The sequence below is a fragment of the Mesorhizobium sp. AR10 genome (assembly GCF_024746795.1).
Taxonomy (GTDB): Bacteria; Pseudomonadota; Alphaproteobacteria; order Rhizobiales; family Rhizobiaceae; genus Mesorhizobium.
This window is the reverse complement of sequence record NZ_CP080524.1, coordinates 5,858,410-5,875,884: the sequence shown is the minus strand read 5'-3', so window position 1 is coordinate 5,875,884 and position 17,475 is coordinate 5,858,410. Positions and strand designations below refer to the sequence as shown.

The 17,475-nt window shown below is 61.0% G+C and carries 13 protein-coding genes; 4 read left to right on the top strand and 9 right to left on the bottom strand.

Annotated elements, in window-relative coordinates; genetic code table 11:
- Positions 1-37: 37 nt before the first annotated feature.
- Positions 38-361 carry a hypothetical protein gene (locus tag LHFGNBLO_RS32165; RefSeq protein ID WP_258604076.1) on the top strand — a complete coding sequence of 108 codons (324 nt, stop codon included), beginning with the start codon at positions 38-40 and terminating at the stop codon, positions 359-361.
- A gap of 11 nt (positions 362-372) precedes the next feature.
- On the top strand, positions 373-1,092 hold the full coding sequence (locus LHFGNBLO_RS32160) for a DUF6544 family protein (protein ID WP_258604074.1): 720 nt from the start codon (positions 373-375) through the stop codon (positions 1,090-1,092).
- Positions 1,093-1,128: 36 nt separating this feature from the next.
- Here LHFGNBLO_RS32160 and LHFGNBLO_RS32155 read toward each other — a convergent pair whose 3' ends face one another.
- From LHFGNBLO_RS32155 to adhP, 3 genes are all read right to left on the bottom strand, one after another.
- Positions 1,129-1,575 carry a pyridoxamine 5'-phosphate oxidase family protein gene (locus LHFGNBLO_RS32155; protein WP_258604073.1) on the bottom strand — a complete coding sequence of 149 codons (447 nt, stop codon included), beginning with the start codon at positions 1,573-1,575 and terminating at the stop codon, positions 1,129-1,131.
- 519 nt (positions 1,576-2,094) lie between these two features.
- On the bottom strand, positions 2,095-2,526 hold the full coding sequence (locus LHFGNBLO_RS32150; protein WP_258604071.1) for a potassium channel family protein: 432 nt from the start codon (positions 2,524-2,526) through the stop codon (positions 2,095-2,097).
- Between the two features lie 250 nt (positions 2,527-2,776).
- Entirely contained in the window at positions 2,777-3,850 is a 1,074-nt protein-coding gene (adhP, locus tag LHFGNBLO_RS32145) for an alcohol dehydrogenase AdhP (protein ID WP_258604070.1), read from the bottom strand.
- 147 nt (positions 3,851-3,997) lie between these two features.
- On the opposite strand from adhP, the gene LHFGNBLO_RS32140 reads away from it, so the two are divergent.
- A complete protein-coding gene (locus LHFGNBLO_RS32140; RefSeq protein WP_258604069.1) occupies positions 3,998-5,518 on the top strand; it encodes an aldehyde dehydrogenase family protein in 1,521 nt (506 codons plus the stop codon).
- Between the two features lie 201 nt (positions 5,519-5,719).
- Here the strand turns inward: LHFGNBLO_RS32140 and LHFGNBLO_RS32135 are convergent, their stop codons facing one another.
- The 4 genes from LHFGNBLO_RS32135 to LHFGNBLO_RS32120 all read right to left on the bottom strand — a co-directional run bounded on the left by LHFGNBLO_RS32135 (position 5,720) and on the right by LHFGNBLO_RS32120 (position 11,249).
- The gene (locus LHFGNBLO_RS32135; RefSeq protein ID WP_258604068.1) at positions 5,720-6,160 is read right to left on the bottom strand and encodes a TetR family transcriptional regulator C-terminal domain-containing protein; all 441 of its coding nucleotides are present in this window, start codon (positions 6,158-6,160) and stop codon (positions 5,720-5,722) included.
- Positions 6,161-6,321: 161 nt separating this feature from the next.
- Positions 6,322-7,800 carry a GNAT family N-acetyltransferase gene (locus tag LHFGNBLO_RS32130; protein WP_258604066.1) on the bottom strand — a complete coding sequence of 493 codons (1,479 nt, stop codon included), beginning with the start codon at positions 7,798-7,800 and terminating at the stop codon, positions 6,322-6,324.
- Positions 7,801-8,009: 209 nt separating this feature from the next.
- Positions 8,010-9,350, bottom strand: coding sequence for an HlyD family type I secretion periplasmic adaptor subunit (locus LHFGNBLO_RS32125; protein ID WP_258604062.1), 1,341 nt, complete (start codon positions 9,348-9,350; stop codon positions 8,010-8,012).
- Positions 9,351-9,362: 12 nt separating this feature from the next.
- A complete protein-coding gene (locus tag LHFGNBLO_RS32120; RefSeq protein ID WP_258604059.1) occupies positions 9,363-11,249 on the bottom strand; it encodes a type I secretion system permease/ATPase in 1,887 nt (628 codons plus the stop codon).
- A 1,197-nt stretch (positions 11,250-12,446) separates the two neighbouring features.
- On the opposite strand from LHFGNBLO_RS32120, the gene LHFGNBLO_RS32115 reads away from it, so the two are divergent.
- The gene (locus LHFGNBLO_RS32115) at positions 12,447-12,731 is read left to right on the top strand and encodes a hypothetical protein (RefSeq protein ID WP_258604057.1); all 285 of its coding nucleotides are present in this window, start codon (positions 12,447-12,449) and stop codon (positions 12,729-12,731) included.
- Here LHFGNBLO_RS32115 and LHFGNBLO_RS32110 read toward each other — a convergent pair.
- Positions 12,709-14,763, bottom strand: coding sequence for a type I secretion protein (locus LHFGNBLO_RS32110; RefSeq protein ID WP_258604056.1), 2,055 nt, complete (start codon positions 14,761-14,763; stop codon positions 12,709-12,711). The two genes, LHFGNBLO_RS32115 and LHFGNBLO_RS32110, sit on opposite strands and share 23 nt — an antisense overlap.
- 130 nt (positions 14,764-14,893) lie before the next feature.
- Positions 14,894-16,804 (bottom strand): hypothetical protein, encoded by a 1,911-nt coding sequence (locus LHFGNBLO_RS32105; protein WP_258604055.1) that lies wholly within the window; start codon positions 16,802-16,804, stop codon positions 14,894-14,896.
- Positions 16,805-17,475 lie beyond the last annotated feature (671 nt).

Genomic DNA, 17,475 nt, shown 5'->3' with positions numbered 1-17,475 from the left:
TCCCGTTCAGAACCCACCCTCATCGGCGGCACGGCTCGTGACAATCAAGGCCATTCACACAGTCGTCTGGGCTCTTTTCGTCGCGTGCATCCTCGCAATCTGGGTGTTCGCCTTGCGGGGGGACTATTTCTATGCGGCACTTTCGATCGGCGTCGTCATGGTGGAAGTGCTGGTGCTGGTCCTGAACGGATTGCAATGCCCCCTCACATCAGTTGCCGCAGACTACACCGACGATCGACGTGACAACTTCGACATCTATCTTCCGGAATGGCTTGCGCGTCACAACAAGCTGATCTTCGGGACCCTCTATGTGGCCGGGATAGCGGCCACGCTCGCGAAGTGGAGCAATGCATCAACATAGAGGAATGCCGCATGATGGCTGAGGATGATCTTCGGATCAGGAAGCGGTTGCCAGCCGCTGTCTACGACCTGGCACGCCGACTCGGCGCCAATCCCGAGATGCGCCGAACGACGGTCAAGCTCAAGCAAACTGGACGGATGAAACAGCGGCTTGGCGCCACGTCCTGGATGTCATATACCGCAACACAAACGATCTCCATGTGCGAATGTGCCTTCGATTGGCGGGCACGGGTTAGTCCCTTCGGTATGATCTCAGTGCGCGATGCGTTGAAGGACGGCCAGGGGCGGTTGGATGTCATGGCGCTCGGGGTCATCCCGGTCGCCCGCGCCGAGCGCTCGTCGGCGCTGATGCGTGGCGAGCTGATGCGATACCTTGCCGAACTTGCCTGGGCGCCCGACGCCATCCTGCTCAACACCTCGCTGCGCTGGCGTGAAGATGGTCCCGACAGGCTGGCCGTGAGCGCCGGCGTGGGAGAGACAGCAGCCGAAGTCACGCTCAGCCTCGACAGCGAGGAGGGGAGGATTGCGGGTGCGTTTGCACCCGACAGGCCGCGTTCGGCCACGGCACCAATCCTGCCAACTCCTTGGCGCGGCCGTTTCTCCGATTATCGTCATCACGGCAATATCTGGCTTCCGTTTGCGGGAGAGGTCGCCTGGGAAATCGACGGAAAGGAAACCATCTACGGGCAGGGCCGGGTCGAACGTTGGGAGGCGTCCAACGATGGTGCTTGATCTTGCGATTTCCGCACTTGCGGTACTGAAAACTGCCTACTCACTTGCTTCCCGGCCGGACACCTGCTCGACGAGGATCCGGAAGAATATGTGCGGCGTACTATCTGACACCGGAGGCGTAACCGGTTTGAGGGCGCCGGGCTCCCACCAGTCGGTGTGCTTGCTCAGCATCGTCCACGCATGGTCGCGCTCGAGCTTGTGGCCTATCCGGTCAGGCAGTTCCTCATAGCGGCCATCGACAACCACGCTTTTCCAGCCCCGCCCTTCGCCGCGTTCGTCGACCTGGACGGACACCAGCGGGTTGGCGCGCATCCAGTCGATCTTCTTGCCCGGCATGGAAAACGCGTAGAGATGATTGTCAGCGTACGCATAGTGCACCGGTACGATGTAAGGCTGCCCGTCCTCGGCGCAAGCCAGGCGGGCGACACGATTGGCCGCCAGCATCTTGGTGCATTCCAGGACAGAAAGTGTGCGGATCAGCATCGTGCGATCTCCTGTGTTCTGCGTCGATTCCTTGTCGTCTTAAGGCCGCATGGATTGCTTTTCAGGTAGGGGCACTATCCCGCCGCGAGGATTGAACGTCGTCAGCCAGGCTGCGGCGTGCGATCCAATGTTGCGAGCACCGAACCGGGTTCGATGACGGCGTTGGCTACCGCGACAATCGTCGCGCGCCCGCTTGCTGGCGCGACGATCTCATGTAGCGCGTCTTCAATTCGAACTTCGCTATCCGCTCGCCAACCTTGATCGTGGCACCGCTGGCGATGAACCATCGCTCTACAATGCCCTCAGGCAACATACTGGATGCCCATAGTGCTTCATCGACCCTTGATGTTCTGCATCGTGGTTCTCCTTTGAAGCGGGAATCATAGTCCGCTCGCCAAAGCAATCTTCGATCACGATCAAGGAGCCGGGTTGGCGTTCGCTGGCGGCTACGATCGGAAAACTGATCTTGCATCTCGCGGTCGGCGAGATCAGGCACTCGGTGGTGGTTTGAACCCTCAATCAGAAATGCTCCCCCGCCCTGAACGGGCCGATTCGGGTTCCCGCAGCGATCAGGTAGGCCGTCGACCAGCCAATGAGCAGAAATCCGTTCACGCCCTCCAGTGCCGCCAGCACGCGCCATGCGTGAGCGGGTACGACGTCGCCATAGCCGACCGTTGAAAAGGTAATCGTCGAAAAGTACAGGGCTGTCTCGAAGTCGGCGAAGATATCAAGCAGCCGGTACAGCCCGGCCCAGAGCCAGATCTCGGTTGTCATGACGGCGAAGAGCCCCATCACCACGCTGATCATTGCGACCGTGCGGCTGTGACGCCCGTGCATGCGAAACCGGGCGACGAGGTATCCCATCGCATGGGTAACGGCCATCAGGCCAAACGTATGGACCAGGACCGTCAGACTGATGACGATGGTGCCGATGAGCAGATTGAGGATCATGCGCGGAACCTAGCGACTCAGGGGGCCTAGTCCTTGTGCGAGATCAATCCTGGTGCCGGCGAACTGCCGTGGCGGACTTGAAGGAGGCTGCTCGATCGGCACCCGTCGGGGTTCCAAGACGAGATCGTCCGCGCCGGTGGTGTGGCGCGGACGCTCGGAAGAGATACGCGATTGATTCAGGAGTATCTATTCCACTCACGCAGGAGCTCGTCAGGCAAAGGTGGCCGAGAGGCGCGGCCACCTGACTGACCTAGGCATATGCGGCTTCGGTCTTCTTTGCACTCGTCTCTATCGGCAAGGTGAGATCCAGGACCACACGGCCGTCGATCTTACCCGCCTTGAGCCGCGCGAGGACCGCGTTGATATCGCTCAACGGTGCCTTGGTGATCTCGGCCCGCACCTTGCCCTCGGCCGCGAAGGCAATGGCCTCGTCGAGATCGCGCCGCGTGCCGACGATTGATCCGCGCAAGGTAATGCGCTTCAGCACGACGTCGAAGATCGGGGTCGGGAATTCTCCGGCCGGAAGACCGACGAGGACGACTGTACCCTTGCGGCGCACCATGTGTACCGCCTGGGAGAAGGCCGGTGGCGAGACGGCCGTCACCAGAATGCCGTGGGCGCCGCCGCCCGTGGCCTTGAGCACATCGGCCACGGCGTTCGGTGAGCGGGCATCTATAGCCACGTCCGCTCCGGTCGCACGCGCCAGAGCGAGCTTGTCCGGCGTGACGTCGAGCGCCACGACCTTGAAGCCCATCGCCTTGGCATACTGGACCGCCACATGGCCGAGGCCGCCGATGCCCGAGATCGCCACCCATTCGCCCGGACGTGCCTCGGTCTCCTTCAACCCCTTGTAGGTCGTGACGCCGGCGCACAGGATCGGGGCCATCTGGGCGAAATCGACACCGGCTGGGAGTCGCGCGGTGAAAGCCGCAGAAGCGATGACATATTCGGCGAAGCCGCCATCGCAGCTATAACCTGTATCGTGCTGATGCTCGCACAGCGTCTCCCACCCGGTCTCGCAATATTCGCAACTCTGGCAGGCGTCGTGCAGCCAGGCTACGCCGACCGGATCGCCTTCCTTGAAACCGGTTACACCTGGCCCGAGCGCGGCCACGACGCCGGCCACTTCATGGCCGGGGATGAAGGGCGGCACAGGCTTCACCGGCCAGTCGCCGGAGGCGGCATGCAGGTCCGTATGGCAAACACCGCAGGCGATAACCTTGACGAGCAGTTCACCTAGCCCCGGTACGGGCACCGGCACATCCTCGATCGTAAGCGGCTTGCCGAATGCCCGTACGACGGCGGCCTTCATCGTCTTGACCATGATCCAACTCCTTTGTCGATGAAGGCAGACTAGGCGTCGGGGCGGAAGCTGCTTTGACCGAAATCAATGTGCGGGGCAGGGCAGGGCGTAATGCTCAGGTTTCCGTGACCCTGGGATGTTCCCGGGCTTCAAGACAAGGAAGTTGCCATGTCCCAGCACGCCCTCGAACTCGTCCGCTCCAAGGGAAATATTCCACCCCGCTATGGCAACTTCATCGGTGGGAAATGGGTCGCGCCGTTGGACGGGGAATACTTCACCGACTACAGCCCAATCAACGGCCAACGCCTCGTCGAGGTGGCGAAGTCGACGCCTGCTGACGTGGAAGCGGCGCTCGACGCAGCCTACAAGGCCAAGGACGGCTGGGCGCGTCTGTCGCCTGCCGAGCGGTCGCGGCTGCTCAACAAGGTCGCCGATCGCATGGAGGAGAATCTCGAGCTCTTGGCGCTGGCCGAAACGCTGGACAACGGCAAGCCGATCCGCGAGACGCGGGGCGCCGACGTGCCGCTTGCCATCGACCATTTCCGGTACTTCGCTGGTTGTATCCGCGCCGACGAAGGCTCCATTTCCACAATTGATGACGACACCGTCGCCTATCACTTCAAGGAGCCGCTGGGCGTCGTCGGCCAGATCATTCCCTGGAACTTCCCGTTGCTGATGGCGGCCTGGAAAATTGCCCCGGCGCTTGCCGCCGGCAATTGCACGGTGATCAAGCCGGCCTCCAACACGCCACTGACGCTGTTGATCCTCGCCAATCTCACCGCAGACATCCTGCCGCCCGGCGTGCTCAACGTCATCACCGGTCCGGGCGGGTCGGTCGGTCGGGCGATCGCCGCCAATCCGCGCATTTCCAAGGTGTCGTTCACCGGCGAAACGACGACGGGCAAGCAGATCATGGGGTATGCTGCAGAGCACCTGATTCCGCAGACCATGGAATTGGGCGGCAAGTCGCCGAACATCTTCATGGCCGACGTGATGGATGCCGACGACGAATTCTTCGACAAGGTGCTTGAGGGCTTCGCGCTTTTTGCTTTCAACAAAGGCGAGGTCTGCACCTGCCCTTCACGGGCGCTTGTCCAGGAATCGATCTTCGACAAGTTCATGGAGCGCGCGGTGGCCCGCGTTGCAAAGATCAAGGTCGGTGATCCGCTCGATGCTTCGACGCAGATGGGTGCGCAGGCTTCCGAAGATCAGTTGACCAAGATCCTTGACTATATCGAGATCGGCAAGCAGGAGGGCGCCAAATGCCTGACTGGCGGCGAGCGCGCCCATCTCGGTGGCGACCTGGACAAGGGCTACTTCCTGAAGCCGACCGTGTTCAGCGGCGACAACAGCATGCGGATATTTCAGGAGGAGATTTTCGGCCCGGTGCTGTCGGTCACGACGTTCAAGACCGTCGAAGATGCGATCCGCATCGGCAATGATACCGTCTACGGTCTGGGCGCTGGCGTCTGGTCGCGCAACGGCAACGACGCCTATCGCGTAGGGCGCGGCATCCAAGCCGGACGGGTGTGGACCAACTGCTACCACGCCTATCCCGCCCACGCCGCCTTCGGCGGCTATAAAGCTTCCGGGTTCGGGCGGGAAAACCACAAGATGATGCTCGACCACTATCAACAGACAAAGAATCTACTGGTCAGCTACTCGACCAAAGCACTCGGGTTTTTCTGATCCCTGGCTTTTGGGGGATGGCGCTGGGATGCGCCATCTCCAAGGGAAATGACGGGGTATTTGACCTGCAGTGAAAACGGGTCTGTGCCCAGCCTGTGAAGAAAAAATCGGCTGGTCCTATCGACAGGCCGCGAAAGCGCAGAATTCGCTAACGATGAAAATTCAAGGGGTCTCGGGACCGCGCATCAGGCTCCTCCTGCCCTACTTGCGTTTGGAATGCCCCAACTTCGGCGGGCTGCTTGAACCCAACAAGCTGTCGACCAGGCTAGTCAACATGACCAGCGCTGTTTCTCGCGACGGTTCGGCCTTGGTCACCGCCATGCGAACCCAGATGCCATCCATCAACATGGCGATCATTTCTGCCGCGCGCTCGGCTTCCACCTTGGGCAGGAGCTGGCGCAATTCGTGCAGCAGATTGCTGCGCATCCGCGCGTTCTGGACATTGAGCAATCTTGCGAAGCGTGCGGAGAAGGTTGCTTGGGCGCAATAGGAAATCCAATATTGAGCCCGGCTGGCTATGTACATCCGCTCATCGAAATTGCCATTGCAGATCGTGGTTAGACGTTCCTGCGGGGTCTTGCAGCGGCGCAGGCTCGCCGGGCTCGGTCTCACGTCAGGCCTGGCGATCGCGCTGGTTGCCATGGTGGCCGATCGCATCATCCGCGGTTGGTATGACCGGCACCAGTCGGCCCGCGAAGGCCATCAACTGATCGAGTGCTAGATCGCCGTCGCAGCCAGCGATTGTGCATCGGTGATTACTGGCTCCGACTTCGTCGTGGATGGCGGCTGCATCGTCAGGTGATTCAAGGGTGAGCAAATCGGCGGGTTATCAAAGGTCGCGAAAGCTCGCCATAGTTGGCATCTGCAAAGGTCGGTGAAGTTTGGCTCGATGAATCCAGGCGAATGTAACAAGGGTTCACGTCTTGCTTCAGCTTGTTTAGTTGCATGCGTGCCTTGGCGCGAAGCACAGGATCCGTGGATGCGTCGGACCGGGCTTGCAACGCGCTCAGGATTTTCGCGGCTTCTTCCACCTCTCGCAGTTGCGCCAGGCTGCGGCCAAGACCGTATTGCGCTGAGGGAAGTTCCGGATTGAGCTCAAGCAGCTTGCGGAAGGCGTCCGCGGCCTCGGCGTGGCGATTCAGCGCCTGATGTTCGATGGCAAGCCGCGACCACGCCTTCACCGACTTGGGTGCGATGGCCACAAGCGAGGCGAAGGTGTCGGCGGCCGACCAGTGATCCCCTTTCGCGGCGAGCAACTGGCCCAATCCGTACAGGGTACGCGCGTGGCGAGGATCGACTTCGAGAATCTGGCGGTAGGCATTCTCGGCATTGGCCAGTTTGCCTGCCTCGTGAAAGGTGGTCGCCTGCTCCAGCACGCTTCCCAAGGATCTCGCGTCAAGCCGGTCACCGAGATTGCGGCCAGTCTTGGTTTTGACCAGAACACAATGGATCGTGGTTTCCTCGACACCGAACGAGTATTTGTAGGGCTCATTGCCGCGCAGGAAGTCGTAGCTGCGGAAGCCCTGCTCGATCGCACGACGGATGCAATAGGCATGCAGCACAAGTCCCGATGGGATGTCATTGGCGGTCTCGTCGCGTCCGGCTAGGTGGAAGAACATCGCCTTTTTGACCGAGTCGACCAGGAATGCCAGGCCGCCGAGCGGCTTGTCTCCTTGCCACAGAATCGGAAGGAACAGCGTCCCGCTCTCGAAGGCGTCCTTGAACAGTCTTCGGTTGGACCTGATCAGGCTGGGCAGAAGGTTGCCCTTTCGCGCCGCCCATTTGATGCGCCACATTTCCAGGATGATGCCGATGTCGCGGTCGATCGTCGATGCGTCGGCATGGGTTATGCGAAACTCGTTGGATCCGTCCAGCTTTCGAAGGAACCGCCTGATCTTCTGGCGCGTGTTTGAACTGGTTTTCTGCTCGAGATAGGTTTCCCAATCCCCCGGCAGGTCGAGGGATGGACAAATGCAATTGTCGATATTGTCGGCTTTGTTGACGCGTCGCATCTGTTGAGCTTCGAGCCGTTTGTCGTCGAGGTTCTTGAGCAGCAAGCGACGCCTTGGCTCGGACATGCGCAGATTTTCGAGATGCAGTTTGGCCCAGTTCATCCTGGTCAGGTGTTTTGCAAGCGCCGGGATCGCGCGGTCGGCAGAGCCCGGCGCACAAACGATGCCCGTGTAATCGGCCGCAAAACTTCCGGCCATGTTGATTTCGTTGTGGGAGTACCCGGTTTTCTTGTTCAGCCGGGTGCGCAGCCGCAACGGCAGCAGGGCCACATAGGGTGAGCCTGGCGGTCCGGGCCGCGCCGCCAGGACGGACCATGCGCCTTCATACCGGCGAACATAGGATGAGAGAAACGTCCATGACATGAAGAACTGGGCTTCGGGATCCTTTTCGTAAAGATCATCCCAGTTCTGCCTGAGCTCGTTCAAGGCGTCCCGTGTGGTGATGACGTCGATCTGCATAGTCCCCCCCGATTACTCACTCACTGTTCCATGAATGCCTTGGCCATGCTGTCGGCGATCGGCTTTGTCAGGTAGCTGAAGAACGTCCGTGACTGGGTCTGCACGAGTACTTCGGCAGGCATTCCAGGCGTCGGTGTAAAGCCGTGCACCTTCGCCAGTTCGCTCGCCGGCAAACGCACGCGCGCCATGTAGACTTCCCGCGGGACGGGGCCTTGCACATCAGGCAAGGCATCGGCCGAGACATAGTAGACCTCGCCTTCCAGAACCGGCGTGGTTCGCCGGTTGAGCGCGGTCAGCCTGATCGAGGCCCTCTGCCCGACCTTCACATTGTCGATATCTGTGCGAGGGACCTGAGCCTCGATGACCAAAGGCGCCTCTGAGGGCAAGATCTCGAGGATGGCCTTGCCGCTTTCAATGACACCACCGGCAGTGTGGTAATACATGCGTATGATGGTGCCGGGCACGGGAGCATTGATGATTACGCGGCGAAGTACATTCTCCGCCTCCCGCGACTGCTCACGCACCGTGTCCAGTTCGGCTTCCAGGCTCTGCAATTCCTGGAGCGCGGCCTGGCGATAGGCGTCTTTCGTCTGCGTGATCTGCTGTTCGAACCTGACGATCTGTTCGCGATTCTCGGAAACTTCCGCCAACATCTTCCCGATCTGGCCGTCTGCGTCGGCCATCGCCCGCTGGATCGCCTTCACCTCGGTCCCGCGGATCAAGCCCTGTTCGAGAAGCGTTTTCTTGCCCTGATACTCTTCCTTCAGGAACTGCAATTGCCGCCGAACCGACGAGATCTGCTCCTCGATGCCTTCATTGCGGAACTGCATGGCTTTTATGTTCTGATCGAACAGCCCTATTTCACTGCTGCGTTTGTTAATCGCGGCGGCGAAGTTGAGTTGCTGGCTTTCCATGATCGGCGCAATTTCCGGGTCGTACCGATTGTCGGTCACAATCTTGGGGAACTGGATCTTGGGGCTGTCTTGCACCTCGGCATTCAAGCGGGCCGCGATTGCCTCGAGCCTGGCCTTTCTCAGGAACAATTGCCGTTCGTTCGTCTGGGCGGCAGTTTCATCGAGCTTGATCAGCGGCTGATCCAGGCTGACATGGTCCCCTTCGCTGACCAGGAGTTCCTTGATGATACCGCCTTCGAGATGCTGGATGATCTTGTTTTGCCCGGTGGCGACGAAACTCCCTTGAGCGACGATGGCGGATGCGAGCGGCGCCGTGAAGGCCCAGGTGCCGAAGCCGCCGAAAGTCACCGTGATGAGCAGCAGGCCCACCATCGTCTGTTTCCAGATCGAACGTGGCACCTCGGAGTACCACTGCATATCCTGAACTTTTACGACGTCGGTTGTCATTTTTGTCGCCTGCTACTGGATCTGATGACCGAATGAACCGCCCTCGATGCCCAGCCCGCGGGAAGCCAGGGCCTGCAGGACTTCCTGGCGTACGCCGAAGAGAGCGACGGTGCCGTTGACGAGCAGGAGTATCTTGTCGACGCTCTTGAGCAGGGATGGTCTCTGGGTGATGGTGATGACCGTGATCTTATGTTCCTTGGCGTGCTGCAGCGCGCGCTCCAGCGCTGCGTCGCCTGCGGCGTCCAGGTTCGAATTCGGCTCGTCGAGCACGACCAATCGCGGATTGCCGAAAAAGGCGCGCGCAAGGGCGACACGCTGCTTCTGTCCGCCGGAAAGCGGTGCTCCATCGGCGGCCACGAATGTCTCGTAGCCGTGCGGCAGGGTGGAGATCATTTCATGGACGTCCGCCAGCATGGCGGCCTGATAGATTTCGGCATCGGTCGCGTCATCGCGCATCCGGCCGATGTTGGCCTTGATCGATGCGGGGAAGAGCTGAACATCCTGCGGCAGATAGCCGATGTTCTCGCCAAACTGGCGCGGATCCCAGTTGCGCAGATCCATCAAGTCCAGCCGGACGTTGCCTGATGTAGGCAGGATCGAGCCGACCAGCATCTTGCCCAAGGTCGTCTTGCCGGCGCCCGAGTTGCCGATGATCGCCAGGGAGTCGCCAGGTGAGAGTGCGAACGATATGCCGTTCAGCACGACGCGCTTGGTTCCCTGGGGCACGAAAAGCAACCGTTCGACATCAAGACGGCCCTCCGGCCGAGGCAGGTTCAAGCGTTCGAAATTGAGCGGCGAGGATTGCAGAAGGGCTGCTATCCGGCCATAGGCGGCACGGGAATGCACAACCTGGTTCCAGCCTTCGATCGCGCCCTCGATCGGCCCCAGCGCACGGCCGGCGATGATCGATGCCGCAATAACCATGCCGCCAGTAAGATGACCATCGATCGCCAGATGAGCCCCCCAGCCAAGCATCGTTACCTGGGTCAGAAGCCGGACAGCCTTCGATATCGAAGCAAAGATGATGTTGCGATCCTGTGCGATCACCTGTGAGCGAAGAGAGTTTGCCGTGTCCTTGCCCCAAATCCGCACCGCCTCGGGAATCATGGCGAGCGCGTTGATGATCTGGGAATTGCGCGACATTGAATCGAGATGGATGTTGGCCTTGGTCTGATGCGCATTCGCCTCGCCGAAGGCCGCCGCCGTCGCGCGCTGGTTAAGGACCGTGATGATCAGGAGAATCAGCGCGGAGGCCATGACGATGAAGCCCTGGTGCGGGTGGATGAGAAACACCGCCAGCATCATGAAGGGAGCCATCGGCGCATCGAGGAACGACAGCAGCGTGCCGGATGTCAGGAAGTTCCTCAGTTGCTGCAGGTCGCCTAGAACCTGATACTCTTTTCCGTTGCTGTTCAGCGAGGCTCTGGCCGCCGCACTCAGGATCGGCGCGCCCAACTGGGCCGCGACCTCGACCGCCGTGCGCATCAGGATGAAGCGGCGAAGCGCATCAAACATCGCCTGCAAGATCACTGCGCCGACAATCACAACGGTCAGCATGATCAAGGTGTCGCCGGAACGGCTGGTAAGGACGCGATCCGAGATCTGAAACAGATAGATCGGAATCGCCAGGACCAGCATGTTGCACGCGACCGTGAACAGCATGACGATCATCAGGTTTTTCTTGACCGCCCGCAGCCCGGCCTTGAGAGAAGCGCCGAAATCGACCGGGCCGAGGCGCTTGTGAAAGGCGCCACCGCCACCACCACCGCCGCCTCGACGGCCACTGTCGTCGGTGCCTCCCGGAGGACCACCGCCTTCAAGCGGCCGTTCCCTTGCTTTTATCGGGCCGGTGTCGCCGTCTATGACGATGGTGCTTGGAGACTTCGGCACATCCTTCATGTCGGATTCCGCTGGTTTCGCGGGCGCGTCGGGAATTGCCTTGGCCGTGGGTGCGGCGGCTGGTCCCGCCGCAGCGGCTACGCTTGGAGCATCGTGCTTCTGAGCTGGAGACGCTGTCCTGGATTCCGACGCTGCCGGCTGGGCGGGCTTCGTCGCAGCGGCTACGCTTGGAGCATCGTGCTTTTGAGCTGGAGACGCTGTCCCGGATTCCGACGCTGCCGGCTGGGTAGGCTTCGTCGCAGTGGCTACGCTTGGAGCATCGTGCTTTTGAGCTGGAGACGCTGTCCTGGATTCCGACGCTGCCGGCTGGGCAGGCTTCGTCGCAGCGGCGGCGATTGGAGCGTCGTGCTTCTGAGCTGGAGACGCCGTCCTGGATTCCGACGCTGCCGGCTGGGCAGGCTTCGTCGCAGCGGCGGCGATTGGAGCGTCGTGCTTCTGAGCTGGAGACCCTGTCCTGGATTCCGACGCTGCCGGCTGGGCAGGCTTCGTCGCAGCGGCGGCGATCGGAGCATCGTGCTTCTGAGCCGTTGACCCTGTCCTGGGCTCCGACGCTGCCGGCTGGGCAGGCTTCGTCGCAGCGGCGGCGATTGGAGCGTCGTGCTTCTGAGTTGGAGACGCTGTCCTGGATTCCGACGCTGCCGGATGGGCAGGCGCACTTTGCGGCCTGGGCGGCACCGGTATTGGGCTTGCCGGCGCATTGGTTCTTGTTGTTCCGGCAGCGGCAGTCTGAACGGATTCTGGCTTCGCCGCCGACCGTTCGGTCGTCACATGATCCTTCTCGGCGACCGTCACGGCCTTTGCGGCTGCCATCGCGGTCGGTGCGGACTCTCCGGACTCTGAGCTGGAGCGTGTGCTCTTGGCAGATGGCCCGGACGTGTCGCCCAAGGCTGCGACCGTCCCGGTCGCGGAAGAAGGCGCTGGCGCCGATCTGGCCGGCTGTGGCGGTGTTGCGCGGTTTTCCTTGGCCGCTGGCAGGACGGCGGATGGCGCCGTCTGCATGCCGGTCTGTTTGACCTCGCCGTGTTCCCTCGCCTGCGCCGGCCTCGCCGTCGCAGGGAGCCCAGTCGCAGGATTTTCGGGCGCCGTCTGCGCCTTGCCTTCCGAGGGGGCCACAGACGACCTGGCTTGCTGCGGCTTGGGTGCGTCCTTGTCGACAGATCTGGCCGTCTCGTCGAGCCGCCAGGGAAATGCCGGGTAATGTTCGGCCTTCGCCGCATGTGGCTCGGTGCCGCCCGCGACATTGCGAAGTTCGTCGACCACATGGTCGATCGCCTCGATGGTCCGGTCGATTACCCGTTCATGCCGCTGCAAAGCACCGGAGAGGGATTTGCTGGTCGTCGGTTCAGCCGACTTTTGCGCAGCCGGTTCGTCCTCGAACATGGCTGCTTCCAGGTCGTCGGCAAACGAGCCCCAGGACTGGTCACGATCGTCGTTCATCATAAATCCCCCCGGATCCCAATCAGCCCGTCATGCCTTGCATGACGTCGACCTGTGAATTGTCCGGAATCAGCGACACATGGTGATCCGGCTGCACGTCGTCGTCGTCCGATGCGTCATCGGTGAGGAAGGCCACCGCTTCGTTCACCAGTGTGTCTGGATTCTGTCCGCCGAACTCCGGATCACACGAAATGATGTCCGCCTGGATCAGGATTTCATCTGAATAATGTTCGCCGCCCACATAGGTCTTGTCGGTTCCGTCGACGTCGATAATGCCGGCGAAATTGGCCACCTGGTTGCCACCGGTGATGACGGTCCATTCCGCTTCCGGATGTGCAATGAACTGGTTCATCGCCAAGGCGACCTGGTCGCTGTCGCCCAGCACGTTCGTTTGCGAGACGTACTGCAGATTGAGCATGTCACCGGAGATATAGAGGACGCGCAGAGCTCCGATGCCGGCAAAGGCCTCGTCGTTCAGGATGTCGCCGGGGCTGGCTTGCTTGCCGGCCGCAAGATCCGTCGCCGCATTCAGATAGGAATCCGGCAGCGCCTCGAAATGATTTTGCCCGCCGACATTGATGATCGTCGCGTCGTTCCAGAGCAAGTTGCCTGCGGTTGAATAGCTGCCTTCGCCGCTCGTCTCGAACCCGTCGACCGCACCGATGAGGTCGTTGTCTACGAGAATGTTCAGCTGATGGATTATGTTGGCGTCATAGATGTTCCCTCCAACGATGATCAGGTCGTAATAATAGCTCAGCTGATTGAGCGAAACGTCGTTTATCTGCGTGTTGTCGCCAGTCGTCACCATCGTCCTGACGCCGGACGACGACAGGATGCTCGTGTCGTTGTCCATCATGAACGTGTATTGCTGGATCCAGTCCATGATGACCAGGTCGCCGGTGATCTGGGTCACCACCCAGGCGGCCGGGAACCCGTCCGCCGGGGCTGGAGCCTCGTCGTTGGCCGTTGGGTCGATGTGCTTGAACGTCGCGATGTTGAAGCTCTCGTCGGGACCATTGGCGCCCAGCGTCCATCCATTGAGCGTGGAGCTGACCGAGTCAGTGTCGCACCGTGCGTTGATCTGGACGATGGCGTTGACTTCATGGCTGTCTCCGACGACGGCGATGACTGGTGCACCTGTCCAGTTGTTGGTCAGAACCGCGGAATTGATCAGCGTGTTGCCGCCGGCATGCAGCTCGACCGAAGGAGCCAACAAGCCGTTGCCCCAGCCTGACATGAAATCGGAGGAGTCGGGCGAAACGCTGTATTCTTCCGTGTCGGGGCCTTCACTGGCTTCGTCGTCGTCCTGTTCCTTCAGGATGTTGATATGGTCCTCCATCTTCGGCGCGTCAGCCTCGTCGACAAGCTGTCCGTTGACGAAAGTCCCGTCGATGGGATCCGAATTCGCGTCGGAGCGCGCCACGAAAACAGTAGCCTCTCCGTCGGAGCTGCCAGAATAGCTCTCGATCCGATCGGCTGCGGTGGTCACGACAGCTGCGATATCCGCGGCGGAGCCCGGAATTGCCAGGTCATCGAGAGGCGACAACTCCGCCGTGGCATTCAACAGCGATGTCAGTTGGCTGCCATCATCGACCGTCGGGGTGAATTTCAGGCCATGCCCGCCGGCGCCGACATAGTCATTGTCGGACAGGCTGATCTCCTGGTTGATGTAGACGGCAACGGCGCCCGGAGGCTCGATGTGAGGCAGCGTCATGCCACTGCCGGCCGCCTGCAGGTGCGGAGTATGAAACCGATCATGGTCAAGGCGCACAGGCCCGCCTTCGGGAATTTCCGGGGGCGTGTACCAGAAGTTCGTGCTGACGGTGAACGGTACCAGTTCCGGCTTGAGCCCCATATAGGGAACGTGCGGATCGAAATCGTCCAGCGTGTAGGGTGCCTTGACGTTCACATTGGTGTTGGGAAGATCGGGAATGTCTTCCTTGACGGCCTCGGCCGCTCTAAACTCGTCATAGGCCTTTTGCTGCCGCGCTTCTTCGACCGAGAGTTCGAACATCCCTATGAAATGAGAGATAGCCTCGGATATCTTGTCCAATTGCATAGAATAAACGGAATACACGGAAGCCTCCGTATCTTGAGATCATTCACGCTCAATCCTGCGGCATGTTCTCGGATTGGAAGGACTGCGCGGAAAAACTCCGCGCAGTCCGTAGCTGCCTGATTTCCTGCGAAATCAGTCGTGCAACCAATTACGTACCAGTGTGGTCGCCGGCGTCTTCGCCAGTCAGCGTGTTGTGGTAGTTGCCGCCAACCACGGTCTGATCGACCAGGTTTTCTTGCAGGTTGGCGCCCATCACGATCTGCTGGTTGAAGGCACTGATGTCGATGAGGGCGTCGGCCGATGCATGGCTGGTGCCGGTCACGAAGCCGTCATCGCCATTGTCCGAACCCCAGCTTCCGCCGGCACCACCGGCACCGCCATCGCCATTGTAGGCATCGCCAGAAGCACCACCAGCACCACCGGCACCAGCGAGGGTGAACCCACCCTTAGCATCGCCGCCGGTACCATCGGCCCAGGCGCCGCTCAGCGCATGACCGCCGTCACCGCCGAAGGCTCCTGCGAAGCCGCCGAGGCTGTCGCCGCCGGTCGCGCTACCGCTGGTGGCCTCGCCGCCGGTTCCGTCACCACTGGTTCCGGCCCCGCCAGTTCCAGCACCGCCCGTGCCGCCAGCACCACCGGTGCCTGCGCCAACGCCTGCGCCGTAGCCTGCGCCATAGCCTGCGCCGAGGGCATCGCCGCCATCGGATTCGGAGTCGCCGCCGTTCGAATGGGCGTTGCCGCCATCCGAGTCGGCATTGCCGCCGTCAGCGTCGGCACCGCCGCCGCCACCGCCGCCACCGCCACCGCCGCCACCACCGGTGGCATCGCCTGCAGTGCTCTTGGCGTCGCCGCCTTCACCGAGGTTCAGGAGGGACAGCTTGCTGTCAAGATCGACACCGTCGCCGCCATCGGCATCGGCGTCGCCGCCAGTCACGTCGCCGCCATTGCCGCCGTCGCCGCCATTGCCGCCATCAGCCTTGGCATCGCCGCCGTCCGAGTCAGCGTTGCCGCCGTCGGCCTTGGCGTCGCCACCGTCTTCCGACTTGGCATCGCCGGCTTCGGCAGCGCCGACACCAAGCCCGAGGCCGAGACCGAGACCGAGACCGAGGCCATCGCCGCCGTTGGCGTTGCCGCCATCGCCGTTGCCGCCCTTGGCGTCGCCGCCATCGCCGTCGCCGCCATCGGCGTCGCCGCTATCGGCATCGCCGCCGTCGGAGTCGCCGCCGTCGGCCTTGTTGTCGCTCTTGGAGTCGCCACCGATGGCTGCGCTGAGGGCCAGGCCGCCCTTGCCGTCACCGGCTTCGATGTCGCCGGACTTGGCGTCGCCGCCATTGCCGCCTTCGCCGCCAGCGGCCTTGGCATCGCTGCCGCCGTCGCCGCCGCCGCCGCCAGCCGAGATGCCGTCACCGGCTTCGGACTCGCCGCCCTTGGCGTTCAAATCAAGCTTGAAGTCGGCGTCGTTCTTGACAGTCGCGTTCTCGACCTTGTCCTCGTCGTACATGTTCGCGACTTGGTTGATGACGGAGGCGGTGTTGGTTCCGTCGCCATTCATCGAGTCGTTCAGGATGTCCTTGAACGTGATGTCGTCGCCTGGATCATAGGTGAGGTTGCCGTCCTTGTTGTTGAGGATCGTGTTGTCCTTGAAGGCGCCATCTCCCTCGTTGCCGATGTCGGCGAAGTCGTCATCCGAGTTTCCGAGTTCGCCTTCGAGCTTGACGCCAACGTCGACGTCGACGTCGACCTTGGTCTCGTTGACGTTCTTGTTCTCGTTCGAGTTTTCGTTCTCGGACTTGTTCGAGTTGGAGTTCTCGTTCTCGGACTTGTTCTCGTTCTCGTTCGAGGCCTTGTTCTCGTTCGAGTTTTCGTTCTCGGACTTGTTCTCGTTTTCGTTCGAGGCTTCGTTTTTGTTCTCGTTTTCGTTTTCGTTCCTGGCGTCGTTGTCGTTCCGGTTCTTGTTGTCGTTGCTGTTGTCACCGTCGGTGCCGCCGATATCGAATTCGCTATCGACGATCTGCAGGCCGAATGCATTGATGTTGTTCTTGTCGAGGTCGACAGACATGATCGTTTCCTCAGTTGATGCCGCGACTGCCGAACCGCATTCTTCTCTTAGCGGCCTTGGGCTGTGCGCGAACGTTGCGTTTAATGCGGTGAATGGACTATCGGACCGAGGGGACTGAGGTCCGAAATCCGACTTTCATCATAAGTTGCTTGAAGTACCTCCCTTAGACTTCGGAGAGGCGGCTCGATCAGGTAAAGCACGATCATGGCGCCGGACCCTCAAGGACCCGGTCGCTCAGTTACGGCAATAACCTGGAGTTCCCCGCTCCCTTGCACTGAACACGGGAAGTTTGCGCCACAGGCTAATAATTGTAAGGTGACAGTTCGGGCTAGCCCGTTCGAGGGAAACACCGAGAACAAGGGCTGTCACTATGAGATCGCAGCGCCCCCCGCGACAACTCTGCGATCCGCCCCGCGACTACTCTGAGATCGTGGTCATTAGGCTGTTTGAGAAATCGGCCGGGCCAGCCGGCTGGCCGCCTGTTCAAGTCGGTTGAGAGGATGCCGACGGAGGTCGCTCGCGAGCCGCCGGCACGGCCGTAAACCACAAATTGGCAATAGCTCCTCCGAACTATATCAGTCGGTCCTAAATTGGTGTATAACTCGTTAAGACTAGCCGTTTTGCGGGGTTGGGACTCTCGCGATCCAAAATCAGAAACAGAAACCGTCAAC

Excerpts from the sequence above, each read along its gene's own strand:
- LHFGNBLO_RS32160 (WP_258604074.1), top strand. The coding sequence starts at position 373 with ATGATGGCTGAGGATGATCTTCGGATCAGGAAGCGGTTGCCAGCCGCT.
- LHFGNBLO_RS32155 (WP_258604073.1), bottom strand. The coding sequence starts at position 1,575 with ATGCTGATCCGCACACTTTCTGTCCTGGAATGCACCAAGATGCTGGCG.
- LHFGNBLO_RS32150 (WP_258604071.1), bottom strand. The coding sequence starts at position 2,526 with ATGATCCTCAATCTGCTCATCGGCACCATCGTCATCAGTCTGACGGTC.
- adhP (WP_258604070.1), bottom strand. The coding sequence starts at position 3,850 with ATGGTCAAGACGATGAAGGCCGCCGTCGTACGGGCATTCGGCAAGCCG.
- LHFGNBLO_RS32140 (WP_258604069.1), top strand. The coding sequence starts at position 3,998 with ATGTCCCAGCACGCCCTCGAACTCGTCCGCTCCAAGGGAAATATTCCA.
- LHFGNBLO_RS32135 (WP_258604068.1), bottom strand. The coding sequence starts at position 6,160 with ATGGCAACCAGCGCGATCGCCAGGCCTGACGTGAGACCGAGCCCGGCG.
- LHFGNBLO_RS32125 (WP_258604062.1), bottom strand. The coding sequence starts at position 9,350 with ATGACAACCGACGTCGTAAAAGTTCAGGATATGCAGTGGTACTCCGAG.
- LHFGNBLO_RS32120 (WP_258604059.1), bottom strand. The coding sequence starts at position 11,249 with ATGAAGGATGTGCCGAAGTCTCCAAGCACCATCGTCATAGACGGCGAC.
- LHFGNBLO_RS32115 (WP_258604057.1), top strand. The coding sequence starts at position 12,447 with ATGTTCGGCCTTCGCCGCATGTGGCTCGGTGCCGCCCGCGACATTGCG.
- LHFGNBLO_RS32105 (WP_258604055.1), bottom strand. The coding sequence starts at position 16,804 with ATGTCTGTCGACCTCGACAAGAACAACATCAATGCATTCGGCCTGCAG.